21 protein-coding genes are annotated in these 21,461 nt (G+C 68.5%); 10 read left to right on the forward strand and 11 right to left on the reverse strand.

Annotation, left to right across the window (positions count from 1 at the left end):
- The first annotated feature begins 118 nt into the window (after positions 1-118).
- The gene (locus AB0E69_RS22225) at positions 119-748 is read left to right on the forward strand and encodes a DedA family protein (RefSeq protein ID WP_360148952.1); all 630 of its coding nucleotides are present in this window, start codon (positions 119-121) and stop codon (positions 746-748) included.
- Between the two features lie 99 nt (positions 749-847).
- On the forward strand, positions 848-2,011 hold the full coding sequence (locus tag AB0E69_RS22230; protein WP_360148955.1) for a hypothetical protein: 1,164 nt from the start codon (positions 848-850) through the stop codon (positions 2,009-2,011).
- On the opposite strand, the gene AB0E69_RS22235 is transcribed toward AB0E69_RS22230, so the two are convergent.
- A complete protein-coding gene (locus tag AB0E69_RS22235) occupies positions 2,006-2,830 on the reverse strand; it encodes an acyltransferase domain-containing protein (RefSeq protein ID WP_360148958.1) in 825 nt (274 codons plus the stop codon). The genes AB0E69_RS22230 and AB0E69_RS22235 overlap by 6 nt on opposite strands.
- A gap of 49 nt (positions 2,831-2,879) precedes the next feature.
- Here AB0E69_RS22235 and AB0E69_RS22240 point away from each other — a divergent pair, with 49 nt between their 5' ends.
- Both AB0E69_RS22240 and AB0E69_RS22245 read left to right on the forward strand, forming a co-directional pair.
- On the forward strand, positions 2,880-3,701 hold the full coding sequence (locus AB0E69_RS22240) for an AraC family transcriptional regulator (protein WP_360148961.1): 822 nt from the start codon (positions 2,880-2,882) through the stop codon (positions 3,699-3,701).
- 11 nt (positions 3,702-3,712) lie between these two features.
- Positions 3,713-4,069, forward strand: a complete 357-nt coding sequence (locus AB0E69_RS22245) for a VOC family protein (protein WP_360148964.1) — start codon at positions 3,713-3,715, stop codon at positions 4,067-4,069.
- Positions 4,070-4,124: 55 nt separating this feature from the next.
- On the opposite strand, the gene AB0E69_RS22250 is transcribed toward AB0E69_RS22245, so the two are convergent.
- From AB0E69_RS22250 to AB0E69_RS22285, 8 genes are all read right to left on the reverse strand, one after another.
- A complete protein-coding gene (locus tag AB0E69_RS22250) occupies positions 4,125-4,412 on the reverse strand; it encodes a 4a-hydroxytetrahydrobiopterin dehydratase (RefSeq protein WP_360148967.1) in 288 nt (95 codons plus the stop codon).
- A 22-nt stretch (positions 4,413-4,434) separates the two neighbouring features.
- Positions 4,435-5,823 carry an MFS transporter gene (locus tag AB0E69_RS22255; RefSeq protein WP_360148970.1) on the reverse strand — a complete coding sequence of 463 codons (1,389 nt, stop codon included), beginning with the start codon at positions 5,821-5,823 and terminating at the stop codon, positions 4,435-4,437.
- 34 nt (positions 5,824-5,857) lie between these two features.
- Positions 5,858-7,828 (reverse strand): AarF/UbiB family protein, encoded by a 1,971-nt coding sequence (locus AB0E69_RS22260; RefSeq protein ID WP_360148973.1) that lies wholly within the window; start codon positions 7,826-7,828, stop codon positions 5,858-5,860.
- A gap of 1,687 nt (positions 7,829-9,515) precedes the next feature.
- A complete protein-coding gene (locus tag AB0E69_RS22265) occupies positions 9,516-10,268 on the reverse strand; it encodes a succinate dehydrogenase/fumarate reductase iron-sulfur subunit (RefSeq protein ID WP_360148975.1) in 753 nt (250 codons plus the stop codon).
- Positions 10,269-10,337: 69 nt separating this feature from the next.
- Complete coding sequence (locus AB0E69_RS22270) at positions 10,338-12,218, reverse strand: fumarate reductase/succinate dehydrogenase flavoprotein subunit (protein WP_360148978.1); 1,881 nt, start codon at positions 12,216-12,218, stop codon at positions 10,338-10,340.
- Positions 12,219-12,249: 31 nt separating this feature from the next.
- Positions 12,250-13,050 carry a hypothetical protein gene (locus AB0E69_RS22275; RefSeq protein WP_360148981.1) on the reverse strand — a complete coding sequence of 267 codons (801 nt, stop codon included), beginning with the start codon at positions 13,048-13,050 and terminating at the stop codon, positions 12,250-12,252.
- Between the two features lie 79 nt (positions 13,051-13,129).
- Positions 13,130-13,432, reverse strand: a complete 303-nt coding sequence (locus AB0E69_RS22280) for a hypothetical protein (RefSeq protein ID WP_360148984.1) — start codon at positions 13,430-13,432, stop codon at positions 13,130-13,132.
- 107 nt (positions 13,433-13,539) lie between these two features.
- Positions 13,540-14,160: a hypothetical protein gene (locus AB0E69_RS22285; RefSeq protein ID WP_360148987.1), complete on the reverse strand. Its 621-nt coding sequence runs from the start codon at positions 14,158-14,160 to the stop codon at positions 13,540-13,542.
- 99 nt (positions 14,161-14,259) lie between these two features.
- Here AB0E69_RS22285 and AB0E69_RS22290 point away from each other — a divergent pair, with 99 nt between their 5' ends.
- From AB0E69_RS22290 to AB0E69_RS22310, 5 genes are all read left to right on the forward strand, one after another.
- The gene (locus tag AB0E69_RS22290) at positions 14,260-14,628 is read left to right on the forward strand and encodes a (deoxy)nucleoside triphosphate pyrophosphohydrolase (protein WP_360148990.1); all 369 of its coding nucleotides are present in this window, start codon (positions 14,260-14,262) and stop codon (positions 14,626-14,628) included.
- Between the two features lie 147 nt (positions 14,629-14,775).
- Positions 14,776-15,072 carry a LuxR C-terminal-related transcriptional regulator gene (locus AB0E69_RS22295; protein ID WP_360148993.1) on the forward strand — a complete coding sequence of 99 codons (297 nt, stop codon included), beginning with the start codon at positions 14,776-14,778 and terminating at the stop codon, positions 15,070-15,072.
- 50 nt (positions 15,073-15,122) lie between these two features.
- Positions 15,123-16,034, forward strand: coding sequence for an N-acetyl-1-D-myo-inositol-2-amino-2-deoxy-alpha-D-glucopyranoside deacetylase (gene mshB, locus AB0E69_RS22300; protein ID WP_360148996.1), 912 nt, complete (start codon positions 15,123-15,125; stop codon positions 16,032-16,034).
- 199 nt (positions 16,035-16,233) lie between these two features.
- Positions 16,234-16,752, forward strand: a complete 519-nt coding sequence (locus AB0E69_RS22305; protein WP_360148999.1) for a flavin reductase family protein — start codon at positions 16,234-16,236, stop codon at positions 16,750-16,752.
- 98 nt (positions 16,753-16,850) lie between these two features.
- Positions 16,851-18,596 (forward strand): VanW family protein, encoded by a 1,746-nt coding sequence (locus tag AB0E69_RS22310; RefSeq protein ID WP_360149002.1) that lies wholly within the window; start codon positions 16,851-16,853, stop codon positions 18,594-18,596.
- Between the two features lie 3 nt (positions 18,597-18,599).
- On the opposite strand, the gene AB0E69_RS22315 is transcribed toward AB0E69_RS22310, so the two are convergent.
- Positions 18,600-19,049 (reverse strand): type II toxin-antitoxin system PemK/MazF family toxin, encoded by a 450-nt coding sequence (locus AB0E69_RS22315; protein WP_360149005.1) that lies wholly within the window; start codon positions 19,047-19,049, stop codon positions 18,600-18,602.
- Positions 19,050-19,099: 50 nt separating this feature from the next.
- Between AB0E69_RS22315 and AB0E69_RS22320 the strand changes: the two genes are divergently transcribed.
- On the forward strand, positions 19,100-20,476 hold the full coding sequence (locus AB0E69_RS22320) for an MFS transporter (protein WP_360149008.1): 1,377 nt from the start codon (positions 19,100-19,102) through the stop codon (positions 20,474-20,476).
- On the opposite strand, the gene AB0E69_RS22325 is transcribed toward AB0E69_RS22320, so the two are convergent.
- On the reverse strand, positions 20,458-21,384 hold the full coding sequence (locus tag AB0E69_RS22325; RefSeq protein WP_360149011.1) for a GNAT family N-acetyltransferase: 927 nt from the start codon (positions 21,382-21,384) through the stop codon (positions 20,458-20,460). The two genes, AB0E69_RS22320 and AB0E69_RS22325, sit on opposite strands and share 19 nt — an antisense overlap.
- Between the last annotated feature and the right edge of the window lie 77 nt (positions 21,385-21,461).

Genomic DNA, 21,461 nt, shown 5'->3' on the forward strand with positions numbered 1-21,461 from the left:
ATTGGTGAAGTGTTCTGTCAAGAGCGGGCCGGTGGTCGCCCTTGAACATCGGGTGAACCGGACCGAATCACAGCGATGGGATTGCGGCGATCCTGGCCGGAGATGGCATCCTTTCCGGGTGACGGAGTTGATGGAGGTAGCGCGGCACCTGCTCGACGTCGCCATGGCGTCGCACTGGCTACTGCTCATCCTCTTCGCCGCCGCGGCCGTCGACGCGGTGTTCCCGGTGGTGCCGAGCGAGGGCATGGTGATCACGGCCGGCATGGCCGCGGCGGCCGGCCACCAGAACCTGCTGCTCGTCATCGCGGTCGCGATGGCCGGCTCGGTCATCGGCGAGTCCACCTGCTACTTCATGGGCCGTGGTTCCGGTCCGGCCCTGCACCGCTGGATGAAGCGCCAGGAGCGCCGCCAGCAGCTCTACGAGAAGGTCTCCGCTGCTCTGCACGCCCGCGGCGGACTGATCCTGATGACGGTCCGTTACATCCCGGGCGCCCGGATGGTCGCCACGCTGACCGCGGGCGCGACGCGGTACTCGTTCAAGAAGTTCATCGTCTTCACCTTCGCGGGGGTGACGATCGCTTACACGTACGTCGCCCTGCTCGGGTACGTCGGCGGCGACGCGTTCGCGCACGACCAGCTGAAGGCGCTGGTCTTCAGCCTCAGCCTGGCCGGCGTGATCGGCCTGGTGGTCGAGACCTCGCGGCGGATCGCGGTCCGGCGCCGCGCGGCCAAGGTCACAGCCGCCTAACGATCACCGCCCGGGTTTCCGCCCAAGTGCGTGTCCCGGACCAACCTGAGCGGGCCTGCGTGCGTCAGTAGAGACGTGGTGAGGCCTGGGGTGAACCTCGTGGGCGTCGTGCTCGTGATCGCGGCGGTCGTGGCCGGCTGTGCCGACGTACCTCTGGAAGGCGCTCCCACTCCCTCCGCTTCGCACACCCTGAAGCCCACGCCGAAGCCCACGTCGAAGCCAACGCCGACACCTACGCGGAAGCCCAGCAGCGCGCCTCCGGCGACTCCCAAACCGCCGCCTGCGGGCAAGCTGCCGGCCGCGGCTCCGGTACTGCGAGCCTTCCCGGCCCGCCTGTCCACGGGCAAGCCGCCGCTCTTCGTCGTCGTGTCCTTCGACGGCGCCGGCGACCTGCTGCTCTGGCAGCGCTGGCGGACCGTGGCCAGGCAGGTCAACGCGCGCATGACGTTCTTCCTGTCCGGCCCGTACCTGTACCCCGGCGACCACCGCACCGACTACCTGCCGCCGAACCACCGGCCGGGCGCGTCCGAGATCGGATGGGGCGACCCGACCAGCATCCTGGCCCGCTCGACAATCCTCCGCGACGCGATCGCCGAGGGCCACGAGATCGGTACCCACGCCAACGGCCACTTTTGCGGCACGAACGGCGTCGATAGCTGGACCGCCGCGCAGTGGACCGCCGAGCTGAGTGCGTTCGACCGCATGGTCCGCACCGGGCCTGCACTGGCCGCCGGGAAGACGGTGGAGCCGCCGTTCGACCCCGCGACGGTCAAGGGCATGCGTACGCCGTGCCTCGAGGGCAACAAGGCGGCGTACCGACAAGCGATGGTCCAGCGCGGCATGGTGTACGACGCGTCGGGCACCGGCTACATCAGCTGGCCCAAGAGGGCCGACGGGCTGTGGAGCTTCCCGCTGGAGTCCGTGACCCTGGCCGGCACCAGCAAGAAGACGCTGACGATGGACTACAACCTCTGGTACGCCCAGACCGGTGCTCGTACCGCTCCCGTCGCGCAGGTGCCCGCGCTGAAGGCACAGGTGCTCGCGACGTACCGTCAGGCGCTGGCGAAGTCACGGGCCAGCGGCAACCCGCCGCTGTTCCTCGGCAACCACTTCAACCGCTGGAACAACAGCGTGTACTCCGACGCGCTCCAGCAGTTCGTGCTGGAGACCTGCAAGCAGCCGGACGTGCGGTGCGTGTCCAACATCGAGCTGGCCGGCTGGCTGGGGAAGTACGGCGTACCCAGTGGGCTCCGGCCGTCATAGCCGCAGGTAGCCGTACCCGCTCTGCCAGGTGCCGCCGGCCTTGATCCGTTCCACCACCACGCGCTGCAGGGTGGTGTCCTGCGGCAGCTCGTCGAGTTTGTCCGTGCCGTGCCGGCGGAAGGTGAAGAAGATCGCGCTGTCCGGGCTGTCGGTCGGCGTCCCGTACGGCGTGAACCGGCGGCCGAACTTCACCATGTTCGACTCCGGTGGCAGGTTCTCCAGCAGGTACGGGTCGATCAGCCAGGACCAGAGGTTCGCCGTCTTCACCGGGTACTCCGGGAAGTAGCGCGGGAAGAACTCACGGGCCTGCTGGAGGCTGTCGTCGACCAGCTCAGGCGTCAGCGGCCCGGTCTCCGGGATGTGGACGCCGATGATCCACTCGCCCGGCTCGGTGCCGGGCACTGGATTGTCGGCGGGGACCTGGTGCAGCAGGTACTGCAGGCGACCCAGCGCGTAGAGCTGGCCGGTCCAGGCGATCGTCAGCCACCAGTGGGTCTCCAGGCTGTACTCGCCGTGGGTCCGGCGGCTCACCTTCAGCTGCTGGCCGAGGTCGGCGAGCGTGGCCCAGCTGATGTCGTCCGGGATGCCGCGCTCGGTGTGGTAGCGGCGGATGTCCGGCACGGTGTCGAGGAACGCCTGCACCGAGTTGCGCGGGTCGTCCGGCATTCGCAGCTCCGGCTCCCGGCCCAGCTTGCCGATCTCCGCCCGGATCTGGTCGGCCAGATCCTTCACCACCGCCTGGTCCGGACTGAACGCCTCCGCCGCGTCTCGATCGGCGTCGGCGAATCCCAGCAGGCGGTACTCCTCCGCAGTCGTCACTGATCAACACTAACCGATTAAGTCCGGCCAGAGACTTACGATTCAACGGGTGGGCTACCAACGCTTCCCGCCACCCGGCGACCTGCGGGACGTCATCGACCACGTGTGGCTGGTCGACTCCCCGCCGCTACGGTCGCTACGCCAGGACATCCTGATCCCGAACGGTCGGCCCGGGGTCGCGATCGCCCTCGCGACGCCCGGCACCAGGCACGACCCGATCACCGGCACCGAGTGGCCGAATGCGGCTTCGGTTTTCGGAGTAATGACCAGGCCACAGGTGATCGGTCAGCTAGGTACGTCGAGCTACGCGGGTGTCGAGCTGAAGCCATGGGGTCTGTCGACGCTCGGACTGCCCGCGCTCGTCGACGACGTCCTGGCGCTTGCCGACTGGGTCGAGCCAACGGGCCTCGTGCGGGAGCTGCGGGCGGAGCCGTTCGGGCCGGAGCGAGCCGCGGTGTTGGCCACCTTCCTGCAGCCATTGGTCGTCCGCGCCCCGTCGTCGGTCCTGATGGCTGCAGTGGAGGTCGTCGATGAGGCGCGCGGCCGGGTAGCGGTGGACGAGGTCGTGCGTCGGTGCGGGACGTCGTACAGCACGCTCTACCGCCTCTTCCGGCAGGGCGTGGGGATCGGACCGAAGCAGTACGCCGAGATCGTCCGCTACTACCACTTCGTCGGCGGGCTGCTGGGCGGTCCGTCGGACGCCGCCGCGACCCTGTCGGCGCTGCACGGGTACTACGACCAGGCGCACGCGGCCCGCGACTTCAAGCGCTACACCGGAGTGAGTGCAAGCTCGTTCCGCGCGGTGCAGAACGGGATCGCGGCGCTGATGCATGGAAGATCCGTCCAAGACGGCGGGCCGCCGGCCGGGTGAGGATCGGTGGCATGGGACGCATAGTGCATGTCGAGATAGTTGCCGAGGACCACGATCGGGCCGCCGGGTTCTACCGGGAGGTGTTCGGCTGGCAGATGACCGCCGCTCCGGTGCCACCGGCGTACCTGCTCGCGGAGACCGGCGTCGGGGAGGGGATCGACGGCGCGATCATGAGCAACCGGTACCAGTCGCAGCCGACGATCGCTTGGATCGAGGTCGACGATCTCGAGGGGACGCTGAAGGCGGCGCGGGACGCCGGGGGTGAGCAGGTGGGGGAGATGCAGGAGCTGGCCGGGGTCGGGCGGCTCAGCTACCTCCGCGACACCGAAGGGGTGCTGATCGGCCTCCGGCAGAGCGTCGGCCGCTAGCCCTTGCCGACGGTCTCAGCCGGCGGTCTCAGCCGAACGGTCTCCGCTGGCGGTCTTAGCCGGCTGCGGTGTCGATGTGGCGGGCGAGGACGAGGTCGTCCTCGGTGATGCCGCCGGCCTCGTGGCTGCTGACCTTGAAGGTGATCTTCGTGTAGCGGATGTCGATGTCCGGGTGGTGGTTCATCGCCTCCGCGAGCTGCGCGACGGTCGCGACCAGCCGGATGCCGTCCATGAAGGTGTCCTTCGTGACGTCCCGGACCAGCTCGCCGTCGACGACCTTCCAGTGCGGCAGGTGGTCGCGGATCGCGAGATCGATCTGGTCGTCGGTCAGGAGCTCAGCCATGGAGGTCACTCTAGACCTACTGCTAGGCCTGCCGGACCCGGCCGGCGGCGAGCAGACCGAGGAAGGCGAGCACCGCGCCGGCGGTGATGATCGAGCCGAAGACCCACGGTCGCGGGTGGTCCGCGTTGAAGGCGAGCAGGGTGCCGCTGACCGCCATCGCGGTCGCGATGCTCATCGTGGCGGCCATCTGTCCCGCGCTGGAGTTGCGACCGGAGTTGTGGTGATCGGAGAGGTCGAGGGTGAGGACCGACAGGCTGGACGAGCTCAGACCCATCCCGATCCCGGCGAACGCCCAGCCGATCAGACCGAACCAGGTCGTCGCGTCCGACCACGCGAGCAGCGACGCGACCGCGACACCGGCGGTCATGAACGCCAACCCCGCCTGCAGGACGCGGACGCGTTCGATACCGTGCTCGCGGCCCTGCAACCAGGAACCGAACGCCCAGCTCACGCCGGTGATCGAGAGCGTGACCCCGGCGCGCGACGGGCTGAAGTGGTGCTGCAACGTCAGCAACAGCGGCAAGTATGCGCCGACTCCACCGAAAGCGGCACCGCCGAGCGCCCGGACCGCGACCACGGCCGGGAAGCCGCGCTCAGCCACGAACATCCCCTTCGGCATCACCCGGACCGCGGCGCGCGCAAGGACGAGCAGCGCGACGAGGATCGCCGTACCCGCGATCACTGGATGTTCCTGGAGGTGGTCACCGGCGAGCGTCATCGAGAACAGCGCGACCGAGGCGGCGAGGGCCCAGGGCAGGGCTGCGCGCCAGGCCTCGAGCTCGGCGATGTCGTCAGCGGAACGCTCCGGCGCGGGTACATGCTCCGACTGCCGCATCGCCGGCCCAAGGAGCAGCCAGCTGGGGATGAGGAGTACGACGGCGCCCAGGAACACCCAGCGCCAGCCGAATTGCTCGGTGACCACACCGGTCAGCACCGGGCCGAGGACTGACGGCAGGATCCACATCGCCGCGAACAACGAGAACATCCGCGGTCGCAGTACGGCGGGGAGCGCGCGGGCGACCAGCACCATCAGCGACACGTCGAGCAGGCCTTCGGCCAGGCCGCTGAGCAGACGTCCGGCGATGACCATCGGCATCGCGGTCGCAGTACCGACGAGCAGTTGGGCCAGGCCGAACGCGATCGCGCCGGCGCGGAGGGTCGGGATCGGGCCGCGACGGTCGGACCACAGGCCGGCGATCGCGAGCGAGATCAGGTAGCTCGCGCTCGGCGCCGCGTTGGCGAGGCCGAAGCTGCCGAGGGCGTCGAACTCGCGGACCATCGTCGGCAGCGCCGTACCGACCGCGCGATTCTCCAGTGCGCCGAGCGTGACGAGGCCGATCACCCCGAGGACGAGCGGCAGGTGCTGGCCGGTGAACAACCGCGGGCGGGGGACGGTGGCATCGATGGTCATGCCCGCAATGGTCGAAGTTCAAGTAAGCTTGAAGTCAAGACGAGCGGTGGTCGGGCAGCCGGAAGATCAGCACGAGCACCCGGAGGACGAGCACCGCGCAGATCACCAGCAGGTTGTAGCCGAAGAGCTGGAACAAGCTCATCGAGTCGGTGACCTTCGGGCCGCCCGGCGTACCGAGCAGGAGGACGGCCATGATGCCCGCCGTCGCGCCGAGAACCGCGAGCAGGGCTTGATGCAGCAGACCGGTGAAGTGGCGGCGGTCGCGTTCGTCGGCGAACAGACGGATGTTGAGGCCGAGCCGCCCGCTCTCGGCCGCGGCAGCGATCCGGTCGATCCGGCGCGGCAGCCGGCGCAGCATCGGCAGCAGGTTGGCGAGTTCGTCCGTCGCCGTACGCCTGATGGCGTCGGGGGTCAGGCGGTCGGTCACCTGCGCGGCGGCGAACTGGCGGGACGCGGCGACCAGGTCGAAGGTGGGGGAGATGCGCGAGATCGTGCCCTCGATGGTGGCCAGCGCGCGGAAGACGGCGGCGACCTCCGGCGGTACGCCGAGCTCGTGGCTCGTGATGATCTTGAAGAGGTCGTTGAACATCGCCGGGCCGAGGTTGGCGCCGGCGCCGAGATGCTTGGTCATGAACTGACCGACGGCGCGTTCCAGGGCCCGTTCGTCGATCACGTCGGGGCGGTCCACGATCTCCAGCAGCGCGTCGGTCGCGGCCACCGGGTCGCCGCGGTCGACGGCGAGGAGGAACCGCTGCAGCGCCTCGCGGGTGGCCGGGTCGAGCCGGCCGACCGAGCCGAGGTCGAGCATGCCGATCCGGTTGTCGGTCAGCAGCAGGAAGTTGCCGGGATGCGGGTCGGCGTGGAACACACCGTCGATCGCGACCTGGCCGAGCAGGCAGTCGAACAACGCGCGGCCGAGCCGGGCGGCGTCGAGGCCGCGGTCCGCGATCGTCTCGGCGGCGTTGCCGAGACCGATGCCGTCGAGGCGCTGCATCGTCAGTACGCGCCGGGTGGAGCGGTCCGGATACAACCGGGGTACGACGATATCGTTGCTGGTGGCAATGGACTGGCTCGCCGCGACCGCGGTCATGTTGCCGGCCTCGACCGTGAAGTCGAGCTCCTCGCGCATCGCGTCCGCGAACCCGTTGGCGAGCGCGAGGACGCCCATCGAGCGGCCCCAGTCCGTGTTGCGTTCGAGCACTCGGGCCAGCCGGCGGACGATGTCGAGATCGCGGTCGACCAGTTTGGCGATGCCGGGCCGCTGGACCTTGACCACTACGTCGGTGCCGTCGAGTAGACGAGCGGTGTAGACCTGCGCAACGCTCGCGGCGGCGAGCGGCTCCGGGTCGAAGGCGGCGTACTGCTGGCCGGCGCCGAGTTCCTCGGTCAGCACTTGCTCGACCTCCGGCCACGGTGCGGGGGAGACCTGGTCCTGGAGCCGGCTCAGTTCGTTGGCGACCGAGCTGGGGATGATGTCGCTGCGGGTCGAGAGAACCTGACCGAGCTTCACGAAGGTCACGCCGGCTTCGTCCAACGCGAGCCGCAGCGAGCGGGCGAGGTCGGCTTGCTCGGCGGCATTCTCCCGGCCGGGTCTGCGCCGGCCGCGAAGATACGGTCCCAGTCCGTGTTTGATCGCGATCCGCATGATCTGCAGGTACCTGCGGGTGCGGGCGATCCGGCCGCTCAGATCCCGACGCAGATCCCGGGCCCTTGGCAACGATCCCGTGGGTACCAGGGCCTCCGACAGCACCAGAAACACCAGCCCGGCGAGCATGGCGCACACCGCGGTCAAGGCGAGGTAGGCAACCGCAGCCGCATTCGACCCGGCAAACGGCAACTTCCCGACGAGTGCGTTGGCGATCGGACTGAACACACTCAACGTCAGCGCAGCGCCCAACCCCAGCCGCACTAGCCCAAACCGCACCCCGAGCAGCCGCTGCGCCACCGGAATGAAGATCACCAAAAACACACCCAGACTGAACAACCCCGCCACCACAATGCTCATGCCGCCAAACCCTAGAACCAAACCCACCCCTCTCACCTCACCCACACGAGTGAAGGCGGCCCGCAAACTGCCCGAGCGGCGCGGCGCGGGGTACGGCGGAAGTTCGTATGGCGAGAGGTGCAGCGCCAGGTACGGCGTGAGGTAGACGTGAAGGCAGCAGGCACGAACGCGCCGTACGACGCAGGCACGGCGTACGGCGGCACATGCAGCGCCAGGCACGGCGAAGACCAGCGCGTAGTACGACGGCACGTACAGCAAGTACGGCGTCAGGTACGGCGTACAGCAGCACGTATGTGTGAGGTACGGCGTGAGGTACGGCGGCAAGTGCGAGAGCTCATGTACTGCGGCAGTACGGCGGGCAGGTACAGCGCTTGGTACGGCGAGACATACGAACGCACGTACAGCGCGGAGGTACTGCGTCAAGTACGGCTCAGGTACGGCGTGAGACGCAGCTCAGGTACAGGGTGGGCTACGGCGGAATGTCCAGCGTCAGGTACGGCGAGAGGTACGGCGGCACGACGGTTGGGAGGTACTGCGAGGGATGGGGAGGTGCTGCGGGGGCAATGCGGCAGGTGGTACTGCGTGACGTACGGGCGCGAGATCCGGCGGCAGGTGCAGCTCGTAGTACCAGCTTGAGATACGGCGCGAAGTTCGCGCCTACCTGCCGCCGTACCCCGGGGGCTCCCGGCTGTACCTGGCGCTCCACGTCCCGCCGTACCTCACGCCGGGCATCCGCTGCTCCCGTGCCGGCACCCGCCGTCCTAGGTCGCGCTGTACCTGGCGCCGTCTTACTTCACGCCGTCCCAGCGCGGTACGTCGCGTCGTACACCACGCCGGCATCTGTCGTCGTACCTGTCGCCCAGGTCGCCGTACATGCCGCGACGTACCTCGCCGAGTACCTATCGCCCGACCTCGCCGTGCCTCGAGCCGGACTTCCGCCGCACCTGCCGCCTACCCGCGGGTGCGTCCCGTCATATCTCGCCATACCTGCTGTAGTACGCCGTGTCCGTACCTGCTGTCCTAAGTCGCGCTGTATCTGGTGGTGTACTTCCTGCCGTACGCCGTGCCGCACCTGGCACGGTCTATCGCGCCGGGCGTCCCGCTGTACCTGGTGTCGTACCTGAGCTCTTACCTTGCGCCGTCCCGCGCAGTACTTCCGTCGTACCGGAGCCCACATCTGCCGTTGTACCCGCCCGAGTCGCCGTACTTGCCGACGTACCTCGCGGCGTACCTGCCGCCGACCTCGCCGTACCTGATGCTCGCTTCCCAGCCGTACCTCGAGTCGGACTTCCGCCGTACCTGCCGCCCTACTCGAGCGGGTACGTCCCGTCATATCTCGTCGTACCTGCTGTCGTACGCCGCGTCAGTACCTGCCGTTGTAGCCGCCGTATCTGTCGCGTACCCCGTGCGGTACCTCCGGCCGTGTCTCGGCGTACCCGGCTACGCGACGCCGTACCCACCCGCCTGTTCGGGGCTGGGGTGTTGGGCCGGTTTCCGGAGGAAAAGTGTCAGCTGGTGGCACTTATGTTCCGGAAACCGAACCCCACCAGCCCGGCGGCCTTCTACCCGACGTGCCCGACGCACTGCGTGGCGCCTCCCCGGGGGACCTGCGCCGTGCCTCCCGACTCAGTCGTGGATATGCGAAGCCCCCGGGACCGTTGGGTTCCGGGGGCTTCGGGGTGTGGGTTTAGGACGGGCGGCGGCGGATTTTGTTGCCTAGCCAGACCAGGGGGTCGTACTTGCGGTCTGCTACGCGCTCCTTCATCGGGATCAGGGCGTTGTCGGTGATCTTGATGTGTTCGGGGCAGACCTCGGTGCAGCACTTGGTGATGTTGCAGAAGCCCAGGCCGTGCTGGTCCTGGGCCTGGTGCTGGCGGTCGGCGGCGTCGAGGGGGTGCATGTCGAGTTCGGCGATGCGCATCAGGAAGCGGGGGCCGGAGAAGTTTTCCTTGTTCTCCTCGTGGTCCCGGATCACGTGGCAGGTGTCCTGGCAGAGGAAGCACTCGATGCACTTCCGGAACTCCTGCGATCGCTCGACGTCGACCTGCTGCATCCGGTAGTCACCGGGCTTGACGTCCGCCGGCGGCTTGAAGGCGGGGATCTCGCGGGCCTTCTGGTAGTTGAACGACACGTCCGTGACCAGGTCCCGGATCACCGGGAAGGTCCGCATCGGCGTCACCGTGACGACCTCGTCCTCGGCGAACGTGTTCATCCGGCACATGCACATCAGCTTCGGCATGCCGTTGATCTCGGCGCTGCAGGAGCCGCACTTGCCGGCCTTGCAGTTCCAGCGGACCGCCATGTCCGGGGTCTGGGTTGCCTGCAGCCGGTGGATGACGTCGAGGACGACCTCGCCCTCGTTCACCTCGACCTCGTAGTCCTTGAGCTCGCCGCCCTCGGAGTCCCCGCGCCAGACGCGGAATTTGCCCTGATAACTCATCGACGTCCTCGCTTCGCTGCGGGCGCCGATGAGCAGAACTCGCTGTGCTGTTTGATGACTTCGCTCCGCTCAGTCATGTCTCGGCAGCTCCTCATCCGTCAGGTACTTCGCCAGTTCGTCGACCTCGAACAGCTCGAGCAGGTCCTCGCGCATCGGGATCTGCTGCTTCTCGGTCACGTCGACACCGTCGTTCGCGTCCAGGCGGCAGACCAGCAGCTTCTTCCGCCACTCCGCCGACATGGCCGGGAAGTCGTCGCGGGTGTGACCGCCGCGCGACTCCTGGCGCAGCAGCGCGGCCTTCGCCACGCACTCCGACACGGTCAGCATGTTCCGCAGGTCGAGCGCCAGGTGCCAGCCGGGGTTGAACTGCCGGTGACCCTCCACCGTCATCTTCGCGATCCGGCCGCGGAACTCGGCCAGCCGGCCGAGCGCCTGCTCCATCTCCTCTTCCTTGCGGATGATGCCGACCAGGTCGTTCATCGACTGCTGGAGCTCCTGGTGGATCGAGTACGGGTTCTCGCCGCCCTCGAGCTCGAACGGCGCCAGCGCCTCGACCGCCGCCGCGTCGACATCGGCCTCCGACACCGCAGGCCGCTCGGCCAGCGAGTCGACGTACAGGGCCGCGCCCATGCCCGCGCGCCGGCCGAAGACCAGCAGGTCGGACAGCGAGTTGCCGCCGAGCCGGTTCGACCCGTGCATGCCGCCGGCAACCTCACCGGCCGCGAACAGGCCCGGTATGACGGAGGACGCCGTGTCCGGGTCGACCTCGACGCCGCCCATGACGTAGTGGCAGGTCGGACCGACCTCCATCGGCTCGGCCGTGATGTCGACGTCCGCCAGCTCCTTGAACTGGTGATGCATCGACGGCAGCCGCCGCTTGATCTCCTCGGCGGGGAGCCGCGACGACACGTCCAGGAAGACACCGCCGTGCGGCGTCCCGCGACCGGCCTTGACCTCGGAGTTGATCGCCCGGGCGACCTCGTCGCGGGGCAGCAGCTCCGGTGGGCGCCGGTTGTTGTCGGCGTCCTTGTACCAGCGGTCGGCCTCTTCCTCGGTCTCCGCGTACTGCGCCCGGAACACGTCCGGCACGTACTCGAACATGAACCGCTTGCCCTCGGAGTTCTTCAGCACGCCACCGTCACCGCGGACCGACTCGGTGACCAGGATGCCCTTCACCGACGGCGGCCAGACCATGCCGGTCGGGTGGAACTGGATGAACTCCATGTTGATCAGCGTCGCGCCGGCCCGCATCGCCAGCGCGTGCCCGTCACCGGTGTACTCCCAGGAGTTCGAGGTCACCTTGAACGACTTGCCGACGCCGCCGGTGGCGAGGATCACCGCGGGCGCCTCGAACAGGATGAACCGCCCGGACTCGCGCCAGTACCCGAAGGCGCCGGAGATCGCGTCGCCGTCCTTCATCAGCTCGGTGATCGTGCACTCGGCGTAGACCTTGAGGTTGGCCTCGTAGTCGCCGGTGGCCTCGAAGTCCTCCTGCTGCAGCGAGACGATCTTCTGCTGCAGGGTGCGGATCAGCTCCAAGCCGGTGCGGTCGCCGACGTGCGCGAGCCGCGGGTAGGAGTGGCCGCCGAAGTTCCGCTGGCTGATCTTGCCGTCCGGCGTCCGGTCGAACAGGGCGCCGTAGGTCTCCAGCTCCCAGACCCGGTCCGGGGCCTCCTGCGCGTGCAGCTCGGCCATCCGCCAGTTGTTCAGGAACTTCCCACCGCGCATCGTGTCGCGGTAGTGGACCTGCCAGTTGTCGTTGGAGTTCGCGTTGCCCATCGCGGCCGCGCAACCGCCCTCGGCCATCACCGTGTGCGCCTTGCCGAACAGCGACTTGCAGATGATCGCGGTGCGCTTGCCCTGCTCGCGGGCCTCGATCGCCGCTCGCAGGCCGGCGCCGCCGGCCCCGATCACGACGACGTCGTAGGAGTGTCGTTCCAGCTCAGTCATAGCTACAGAGATCCCTAGAGAAGGTGCACAGTCAGTTGATGATGCGCAGGTCGGAGAACCACCCGGCGGAGACCGCCATGATGTAGAAGTCGGTCAGGATCACGGTGAACAGCGACGTCATCGCGAAGGTGCCGTGCTTCGGGTTCAGCTTGGACACGAACGTCCAGTACCGGTAGCGCAACGGGTGCTTGGAGAAGTTCTTCAGCCGGCCGCCGACGATGTGCCGGCAGGCGTGGCAGGACAGCGTGTACAGCCACAGGCAGACCAGGTTGATCCAGATGATCAGGGTGCCGAGGCCGATACCGAAGCCGCCACCCTTGCCGTGGAAGGCCTGGATGCCGTCGTAGATGTTCAGCACACCGAAGATCAGGGCGCCGTAGAAGAAGTACCGGTGCAGGTTCAGCGCGACCAGCGGGAACTTGCGCTCACCGGTGTAGCTCTTGTGCGGCTCCGGGACGGCGCACGCGGCCGGCGCGAAGAACAGCGACCGGTACCCCGCCTTGCGGTAGTAGTAGCAGGTGCCGCGGAAGCCGGCCAGGATCACGAACGTGATCAGGCTGAACGGCACGAACCGCGGGAACGCGCCGAACCAGGTGCCGAGGTGGCTGGAGCCTTCGACACAGCTGCTGGTCACGCACGGCGAGTACAGCGGGGTGAGGTAGTGGTACGCGTCGACCCAGTACCACTTGTTCATGAAGATCCGGATCGTCGCGTAGACGACGAAGAAGAGCAGGATCACGCCGATGCGCAACGGCGCGAGCCACCAACGGTCTGATCTCGCGGTCTTGAGGCCGACCTGCGCGCGGCCCGGAGCCTGTACCCCGGTCGCCATCAGAACCGTCCTCGCTTCGCTGCGGGCGGTTCTGCTGGCGAAAGGCCGCTGCGCTTAATTGTTCTCTCGCTTCGCTCGTTCACGGGGCGTGCCTGTCAGGCGCGCCGAAGCCTTCATGCTCCGCGTCTGTCCACATGGACGCGTCATACTCCACGTCGGGAATCTCCTCGAGTTCCTCCGGAACAGGTCCGGGTCTGTGCTTGGGGTCGGGTGGGCCGAGCTCTGCGAGGTCGTCGCTCAGCCGGGCCACGTCGGACACCAGGCGGCGGATGCCGAGGGTGTCACCGTACTCCTGGCTGAGTTTGCCGACGGCAGCGTGTAACCCCTCGAGCGCTCGGACGACCGCGGCGGTGGCATCCCGGCCGCTGTTGCCTTCACTCATGCCGACTCCAGTGATGGTTATGTAGCTGTCAGTATGGGCACACTTTGCCCCCGCCGGGCGCCCAACGGAAGACCCCTCGGTACGGCGTGTTTCCAGTTAGGGTCGCCTCAGTTGCGACCTGCCGACGGGTGGAGTAATGGAACGAATCCGGCCTTCAGGACAACGAGATTCGCCGGTGGGGTGAGGACCTCGACCGCACGCAGCCCTGGCGGTTGCCGGGGTACGCCGTACCCCTGCCAGGACCACGGGAGCACCCGCCCGCCGAGCACCAGCGCCGGTGCACCGTCGAACCGGATCATCGCGCCGTCCGGCAGGTCCGCGAGGTCCTGGGTCGTCGTCCGTTGCCGCCGGGTCCGCGGTTCGACCCGCTGGCTGTGCAGTACGGCGTCCATCTCGGCGGCTCGCGGACGTTCCGCCTGACCCTGGACCCACGCCCCGGCGTACAACAGGAAATCCCTGCGCCGGCAGTAATGACAGGGGCGGTGCCCGGCCGCCAGCGCGACCGCCTCGTCGAAGAAGAAGAGCGCGGTCCACCGGCCCGGCGGCATCGGGTCGCGCCGGATCCCCTTCCAGTCAAGGACGCAGCAGATCCACGCCTTCGACCGCCACCGGGTGGTGCCGAGGCGCCGGTCCGGGCCGTGCAGGCTGCCACGGTTGCCCATCAGCAGACCGCGGCCGGGGTCGGCGACGATCTCCTGAGTGGGCAAAACCCTGTTCTGCAACGGCATACGGCCATCCTGCCCGACGTCGCGGACAGTTTCTGACGGGCTCCGGCAGATTCTGGCAGAGTCACGACCTGACCGGGCGGTGCGGAAGGAAACGGAACAGTGCAGACAGTCGTTGGCGTGGCGATCGTGCAGGACGGTTCGGTGTTCGCGGCGTACCGGCCTGGGCCTGAGGGCGGCTGGGAGTTCCCCGGCGGGAAGGTCGAGCCAGGGGAGACCGACGCCGAGGCCGCGGTCCGGGAAATCCGCGAGGAGCTGGACCTCGAGATCGAGGTCGGTGCGTCGCTCGGGCCGGGGGTGGACATCTCCGAGCTGTACCGCCTGCACGTCTACCTGGCGACCGTCGTCGCCGGCGATCCGGTACTGCGTGAGCACGCCGAGGTCCGCTGGTTCGCGGCCGCGGAACTGGACGAATCCGGCTGGCTGGCACCCGATCGCCCCTTCGTCCGGGAGCTTCGCGCGCGGTTGTGAGTGGCGGAAGTCACATGGCTCCGGACGGCTATCGGTGAGTCACCCGCTGGAACTGTATGGGTCGTTTGTATGGGTTGTACCTGGCGATTGGTCTAACCGGACGACGAGAATCCTGCCCTGGAAGCACACTCTTGGGGAGGAGTGAACATGTCGGTCTATCCGGCCGTACCCGTGGTGCGGCGCGAGGACTTCGCACCGGAGGTCGTTGCCGAGGTCTACGAGCTCGGTTCGCGGCGGCGTTCGCCGGCCGCGGTGAAGGAACTGACCGTCCGTCAGGTGGAGATCGGCCGGATGCTGTCCACCGGTTCCAAGGACGCGGCGATCGCGCGCGAGCTCGGGCTGTCGCTGCGGACCGTGCGCGCCGAGATCAGCGCGCTGATCGCCGGACTGGGCGCGAAGTCGCGGTTCCAGGCCGGGTGTCTGCTGGTCCGCCGCTTCGGGTGAGGCGGACCGGCAGCGCGGGAACTGTCCGGGGCGCGACGTAGGCTTTCGGCATGGTCGAGCTTGCTGAGCGCCGGCTTCTGCTGGTGCATGCCCACCCCGACGACGAAACCATCAACAACGGCGTGACGATGGCCCGCTATGTGGCCGAAGGCGCGCACGTGACGCTTGTTACCTGCACTCTCGGTGAGGAGGGCGAGGTCCTCGTCCCGGAACTCGCCCACCTCGCTTCGGACCAGGACGACCGGCTCGGCGAGCACCGGATCGGCGAGCTGGCGAACGCGATGTCCGAGCTCGGGGTCACCGACCACCGCTTCCTCGGCACCCCGGGCCGCTACCGCGACACCGGCATGATCTACAACGACGAGGGCAACGCCGACGTACCGCCGGAGACCCGCAAGGACAGCTTTTGGCAGGCCGATCTGCTGACTGCGGCCGACGACCTGATCCCGGTCATCCGCGAGATCCGCCCGCAGGTCCTGGTCACCTACGACCAGTGGGGCAACTACGGCCACCCGGACCACATCAAGGCGCACCGCGTCGCGATGTACGCCGCCGCGCTGGCCGGCGCCCGGTCGTACCGCGAGGACCTCGGGCCGGCCTGGGAGGTGCCGAAGATCTACTGGACCGCGCTGGCCGAGTCCCGGATGCGCTCGCAGCTCCGGCTGCTCCGCGACTCCGGCGACACCACCACGTTCGAGGGGCTGGACCCCGACGGCCCGATGCCGCCGATGATCACGCCGGACCGGCTGATCGACTGCGTCATCGAGGGCGAGGGTTTCGTCGACCGCAAGATGAACGCGATGAAGGCGCACGCGACCCAGATCACCGTCGACGGGCCGTTCTTCGCCCTGTCCAACAATCAAGGCAACCAGATCTGGAGCTCAGAGCCCTACCGCCTGGTCAAGGGCACCGCTGCCCCGGGCGAGGACGGGCTGGAGCACGACCTCTTCGCCGGACTCTGATTCGCCGGACTCTGAGCTCGATCAGGATGAGCTGAACAGAGCCCCCGCGGCCACTGAGAGACTGGCCGGCTGCGGGGGCCCTGCGGTCACCAGTCATCGCTGATCCGGTACCCCGAACCAGCGAACCGATTCGTCCGGCGTGACCGGGCCCACACGCTGGGTTGAGGCATCAACCTTCGAGCGGGCATAACCTGCTGGGGTGCCATCGATCGAGTCCAGCGGGAGCGTCCCGCCTGCCGAGTTCCGTGCGGCGCTCGGGCAGTTCGCTTCGGGGATCGCGATCATGAGCACGCTCCAGGACGGCGTCGCGCACGCAATGACCGCCAACGCGTTCACCTCGGTCTCACTGGATCCGCCGCTCGTCCTCGTCTGCGTGGACAAGGGCGTCCGGATGCACGCCGCCGTTCTCGACTGCGGCTACTGGGCGGTTTCGGTGCTGGCCGGCGACCAGCAGCCGATCGCGGACCGGTTCGCCCGGTCCGGGCGGGACCTGTACAGCCAGTTCGACGGCATCGGCACGGTGCCCGGCCCGAAGACCGGGTGCCCGCTCGTCACCGGCGCGCTGTCGTGGCTCGAGTGCCGCACGTGGGCGACGTACGACGGGGGCGACCACACGATCGTGGTGGGTGAGGTGCTGAGCCTCGGTCCCGGCGATCCGACCGACTCCAGCGCGTTGCTGTACCACTCGAGTCACTACCGGAGACTGCCCGAAAGCTGAGGGTGAGGGCGGCGACCCCGGCGGCCGAAACGGCCTCTTCGGTCCCGTAGTATGTGCCCTTGTGCCTGACCACGGCTCTAGCAGGAGGACTCTGTCCGGTGGGGAGAAAGCAGCTCGCGGGGATCATCGCCGCGGCCGGCCTTGGTGTGATTGTGGTGGGGTACGGCGCGGCGTTCGCGTTCGCCGGCGCGAAGATCCCCGCTGACACCACCGTCGCGGGAATCCCGATCGGTGGGCTCTCCAAGAGCGACGCGAAGGCCAAACTTGAGGCCGGTCTGCAGGACCGGACCGACGCGCCGATCGCGCTGAAGGCGGGCGAGACCAAGTTCCAGGTGCAGCCGGCCGACGCCGGGCTGTCGGTGGACATCGATGCCACCGTCGCCGCTGCCGGCGCAGGCCGCAGCCTGGCCCCCGGTCGCATCTGGCACGCGCTGACCGGCGGCGACGCGGTCACGCCGGTGGTGAAGAAGGACGACGCGAAGCTCAAGGCCGCGGTCGACCAGCTCGCCAAGCAGGTGAACCGTCCCGCCACCGAGGGCACGATCACGTTCGAGGGCACGAAGCCGGTGCAGCACGACCCGGCAGATGGGCTCCAGCTCGACACCGCGAAGGCGGCCGGCGCCGTGGTCGCGGCGTACCCCTCGGACGGCAACCCGAAGGACCTACCGGTCGGCGTGAGCAAGCCGCAGGCTGGGACCGAGGCGATCACCGCCGCCTTGAAGGACTACGCCGAGCCCGCGATGTCCGGCCCGATCCGGCTGACCGTCGGCTCGAAGTCGGTGGACCTGGAGCCCGCTGAGATCGCGCCCGGGCTGGTGCTGACCGCGAAGGACGGCAAGGTCACGCCGGCGCTGAGGTCGAAGGTGCTGGAACCCCTGTTCGAGAAGCGGTTCAGCGCGCTGGAGACGCTGCCGAAGGACGCGACGGTACAGATCGTGAACGGTGTACCGAAGGTGATCCCGGCCGTCGACGGCATGGTCGTGGACCGGGCCAAGGTCGGACCGGCGATCCTCTCGGTCCTGCCAAAGCCGTCCGGTGAGCGCCGGGCCGCGGTCGGCCTGACCCACAGCCAGGCGAAGTTCACCACCGCGCAGGCGGCCGCGCTCGGGATCACCCAGAAGATCGGCGAGTTCCAGACGCAGTTCCCGCACGCGCCGTACCGCAACATCAACATCGGGACCGCGGCGGCCAAGATCAACGGCACGCTGCTGAAGCCGAACGAGATCTTCAGCCTGAACAAGATCGTCGGCGAGCGGACCAAGGAGAACGGGTTCACCGAGGGCAACATCATCAGCGGCGGCAAGTTCGTCCTGGACCTCGGCGGCGGGGTCTCGCAGTCGGCGACCACGACCTTCAACGCGGCGTTCTTCGCCGGGCTGAAGATCCTCGAGCACAAGGCGCACAGCGTCTACATCTCGCGGTACCCGGTCGGTCGCGAGGCGACGGTCGCGTGGCCGGCGGTGGACCTGAAGATCCTGAACGACTCGGGCCACGGCGTGCTGGTGCAGACGATCTTCAAGGCGTCGACGCCGGGCACCTCGGGCAGCATCAGGGTGATCATGTGGGGCACCAAGACCTGGGACATCACCGCCGGCCAGTCGGAGAAGTCGAATCCCCGGGAGCCGCAGGTCGTCTACAGCCAGGCCGCCGACTGCCGTCCGCAGGCGCCGTCCGCCGGGTTCGACATCACCGTCTACCGGTACTTCGCGCGGAACGGCGTCCGGGTGAAGACCGAGTCGTTCACCACGAAGTACAACGCCGCCGACGACATCCGCTGCGGTCCGAAGCCCGGCAGTACGCCGTCCGTCCCGGTCACCACCAGCAGCACCCGGCCGCCCAGCTGAGGCTCAGCCGCGGTGCAGTTGGTGGAGCTCCGCGGCGACCTCGCCGAAGGTCTCTTCGCTGATCACCGCGCCTTCGCGGCGGACCTGCTTCGGGTCGATGCGCAGGACGCGGTCGATGCGGACCTCGCTGCGCCGGCCCTCCTTGTCCCAGGCGCCGCTGCCGATGTCCAGCCAGACCCGGCCCCAGCGCGCCTCGTCGGCGGCATCGCGGTCGTGGTCCTTGCTGGTCAGGATCAGCGCGAGCAGGTAGGGCCCGTCGGAGCCGACGACGAGCACCGGCCGGTCCTTGCCGCGGTGGTGGTCCTCCTCGAACGGCACCCAGGTCCAGACGATCTCGCCCGGGTCCGCCACTCCGTCGTCCGGGTGCGGCGTGTACTCCACGTGCACCGTCCCCTCGAAGTCCCCCACGTACTCCGGCCGCTCCGCCACGTGATCCGCCATGTGATCCGCCATGGTCGCGAGCCTAACCTCACACAACCTGGCGGCCATACCGTTCCATGGGCATGGCTGTCATCGAAACTCCGACCCGCAACCGGAACGCGATCCTTGCCGTCCTGCTCACCGGGCAGTTCATGGCGAACATCGACGTCGCGGTCGCCAACATCGCCGGCCCGTCGATCGGCATCGACCTGCGGGCCTCGGCGGGCGCGGTCGGCCTGGTCGTATCCGGGTATGTCGTCGCGTTCGCCGTACTGCTCATCACCGGTGCACGCCTGGGCTCGTCGCTCGGTTACCGTACGACGTTCCTCCTCGGCCTGACGGTCTTCACCGTGGCCTCGCTCGCCTGTGGCGTGGCGCCGGACGTCGGCACGCTGATCGTCGCCCGCTTCGTCCAGGGCGCTGGTGCCGCGCTGCTGGTGCCGCAGGTGCTCAGCGGCATCCAGCTGCACTTCCAGGGCCGCGACCGGCTCAAGGCGCTCGGGTACTTCTCGATCGCGCTCTCCGGTGGCGCTGTCGTCGGTCAGCTCGTCGGCGGGGTCCTGATCGCGGCCGACCTCTTCGGCACCGGCTGGCGCCCGATCTTCCTCGTCAACGTCCCCATCGGCATCGCCCTCGGGATCGCCGGCCGCCGCATCCTGCCGGCCGATGCGGCCGGTCACCGCGACCGCCTCGACCTGGGCGGCGTACTCGCCCTCTCTGTGACGGTCTTGCTGGTCATCGTCCCGCTCCTGCTCGGCTCAGAGCGCGGCTGGCCGACCTGGTCCTGGGTGTGCCTTCTGCTCAGTCTCCCGGCCCTCCTGTCCTTCCAGTACGGCGAACGCCGGACGGCTCGCCGCGGTGGGCGTCCGCTGATCGCCCGTCAAGTGCTGGCGAGCCGGTCCGTCCGTGCTGGCCTACTTGCACACGCCTGCACGACCGGTACCTACTTCGCGCTGCTGTTCGTGCTGGCTCTCTACCTGCAGGACGGGCTCCACAAAGGGCCGGCGTACTCCGGGTTCGCCATGGTCATCTGGGTCGCCGCCTTCGGGCTGGCCGGACCTGTGATCCCCAGAATGCGCAGGGGCGTGCACTGGATGCCCGTGGTCGGCTGTCTGGTGCTGGCGGTCGGGTACCTGGCCGTGCTGGCTTACCTCGTGTTCGGTGGCCGGACCGGACCGCTGCTCTTTGCCCTACTCGGTGTCGGCGGTCTGGGGCTCGGAATCAGCGCCAACACCCTCATTGGCGCAGTGACGTCCAGCATGACGCCCGAGTATGCGGCTGACCTGTCCGGAGTCGTGGCGACGAACGCTCAGCTGTCCGGTGCTCTTGGCGTCGCCCTGGCGGGTTCTACCTACGCTGCGTTGGCTGACGATCCCGCCCGGGCGCTGGGGGTAGTTGTGGCGGGCTTCGTCGTACTGACGCTAGTAGGAGCGAGTGCGGCTCACCGGTTGGTCAGGTAGCGGTACCGGTAGGCCTCGCGGTAGCCGAGGCGGGTGTAGGTGGTCACGGCGGCCTCGTTCTCGAGCAGGACCTCGAGGTAGGTGCGGCGGCCGCCCTCGGCCCCCGCCCAGCGCGCCAGCCCCTGGACGAGCGCCGTACCGAGACCACGGCGGCGATAGTCGCCACACACCCGCACCGCGTCCACGCCGAGCCAGTGGCCGGTCATGGACCCCCTGGCCACCGCTACCACCCGGCCGTCCAGCACGACCGAGGCGAACATCGCCTTGGCCGCACCCTCGAGCACCTGCTTTGCCACCACCGGTACTGGGCCTTCGAAAGCAGCTTCGTACCACTGGTCATCCGGACGCTCGGTGAGCTCCACGTCGTACGTAGGCAGGGCGTTCACGTGGTCCAGGGTGGTGTGCATGACCAGTACGTCGGACTGCTCCGGCCGAGCGTCTACCCATCCACAGGCACGAATCTCCTGGTCGTACGGACTGCCGACGCGGACCTGGGCCTGTGGTGGGAGACGGTGCGCCTCGTAGAACCTGACCGCCTGTGCAAGGCCCTCGCTGACGGGCATGCCGGGGTCGCCGGCGGGTAGCAGCGAGTTGCCGCGGCCGGTCCAGCCCGCGGATGCCCGGAGCAACCAGTGCCCGAGGTACGCCGTCTCGGCGGCGGGGCGGCCCAGCGCGGCGGTCAGGAAGAGCTGGTCGACGTCCACGGGCCGGAGCGGCATCTCGGGGATGGTTTTGGCGGCCGTGACGTCCCCGGTGGGGATGGCGTGCGCGGTACCGTCGGCGTGACGTACGGTCACGGTCTCCGGGGTCCACGCCTGGAGGACGCCGATCAGGTCGGTCAGACCGCCCGGAATCCGGTGCCGGACGACGACACGGTGGCCGATATCACGGGCACCCAGGCCTGACACGATCCGGACTCCTGGCAAAGTGGGCAGCGTACTACGGTGATACTAGAGAGACATCGCACCACCGCATCGCAGCACCC

Source organism: Kribbella sp. NPDC026611, assembly GCF_040638345.1.
Classification (GTDB): domain Bacteria; phylum Actinomycetota; class Actinomycetes; order Propionibacteriales; family Kribbellaceae; genus Kribbella.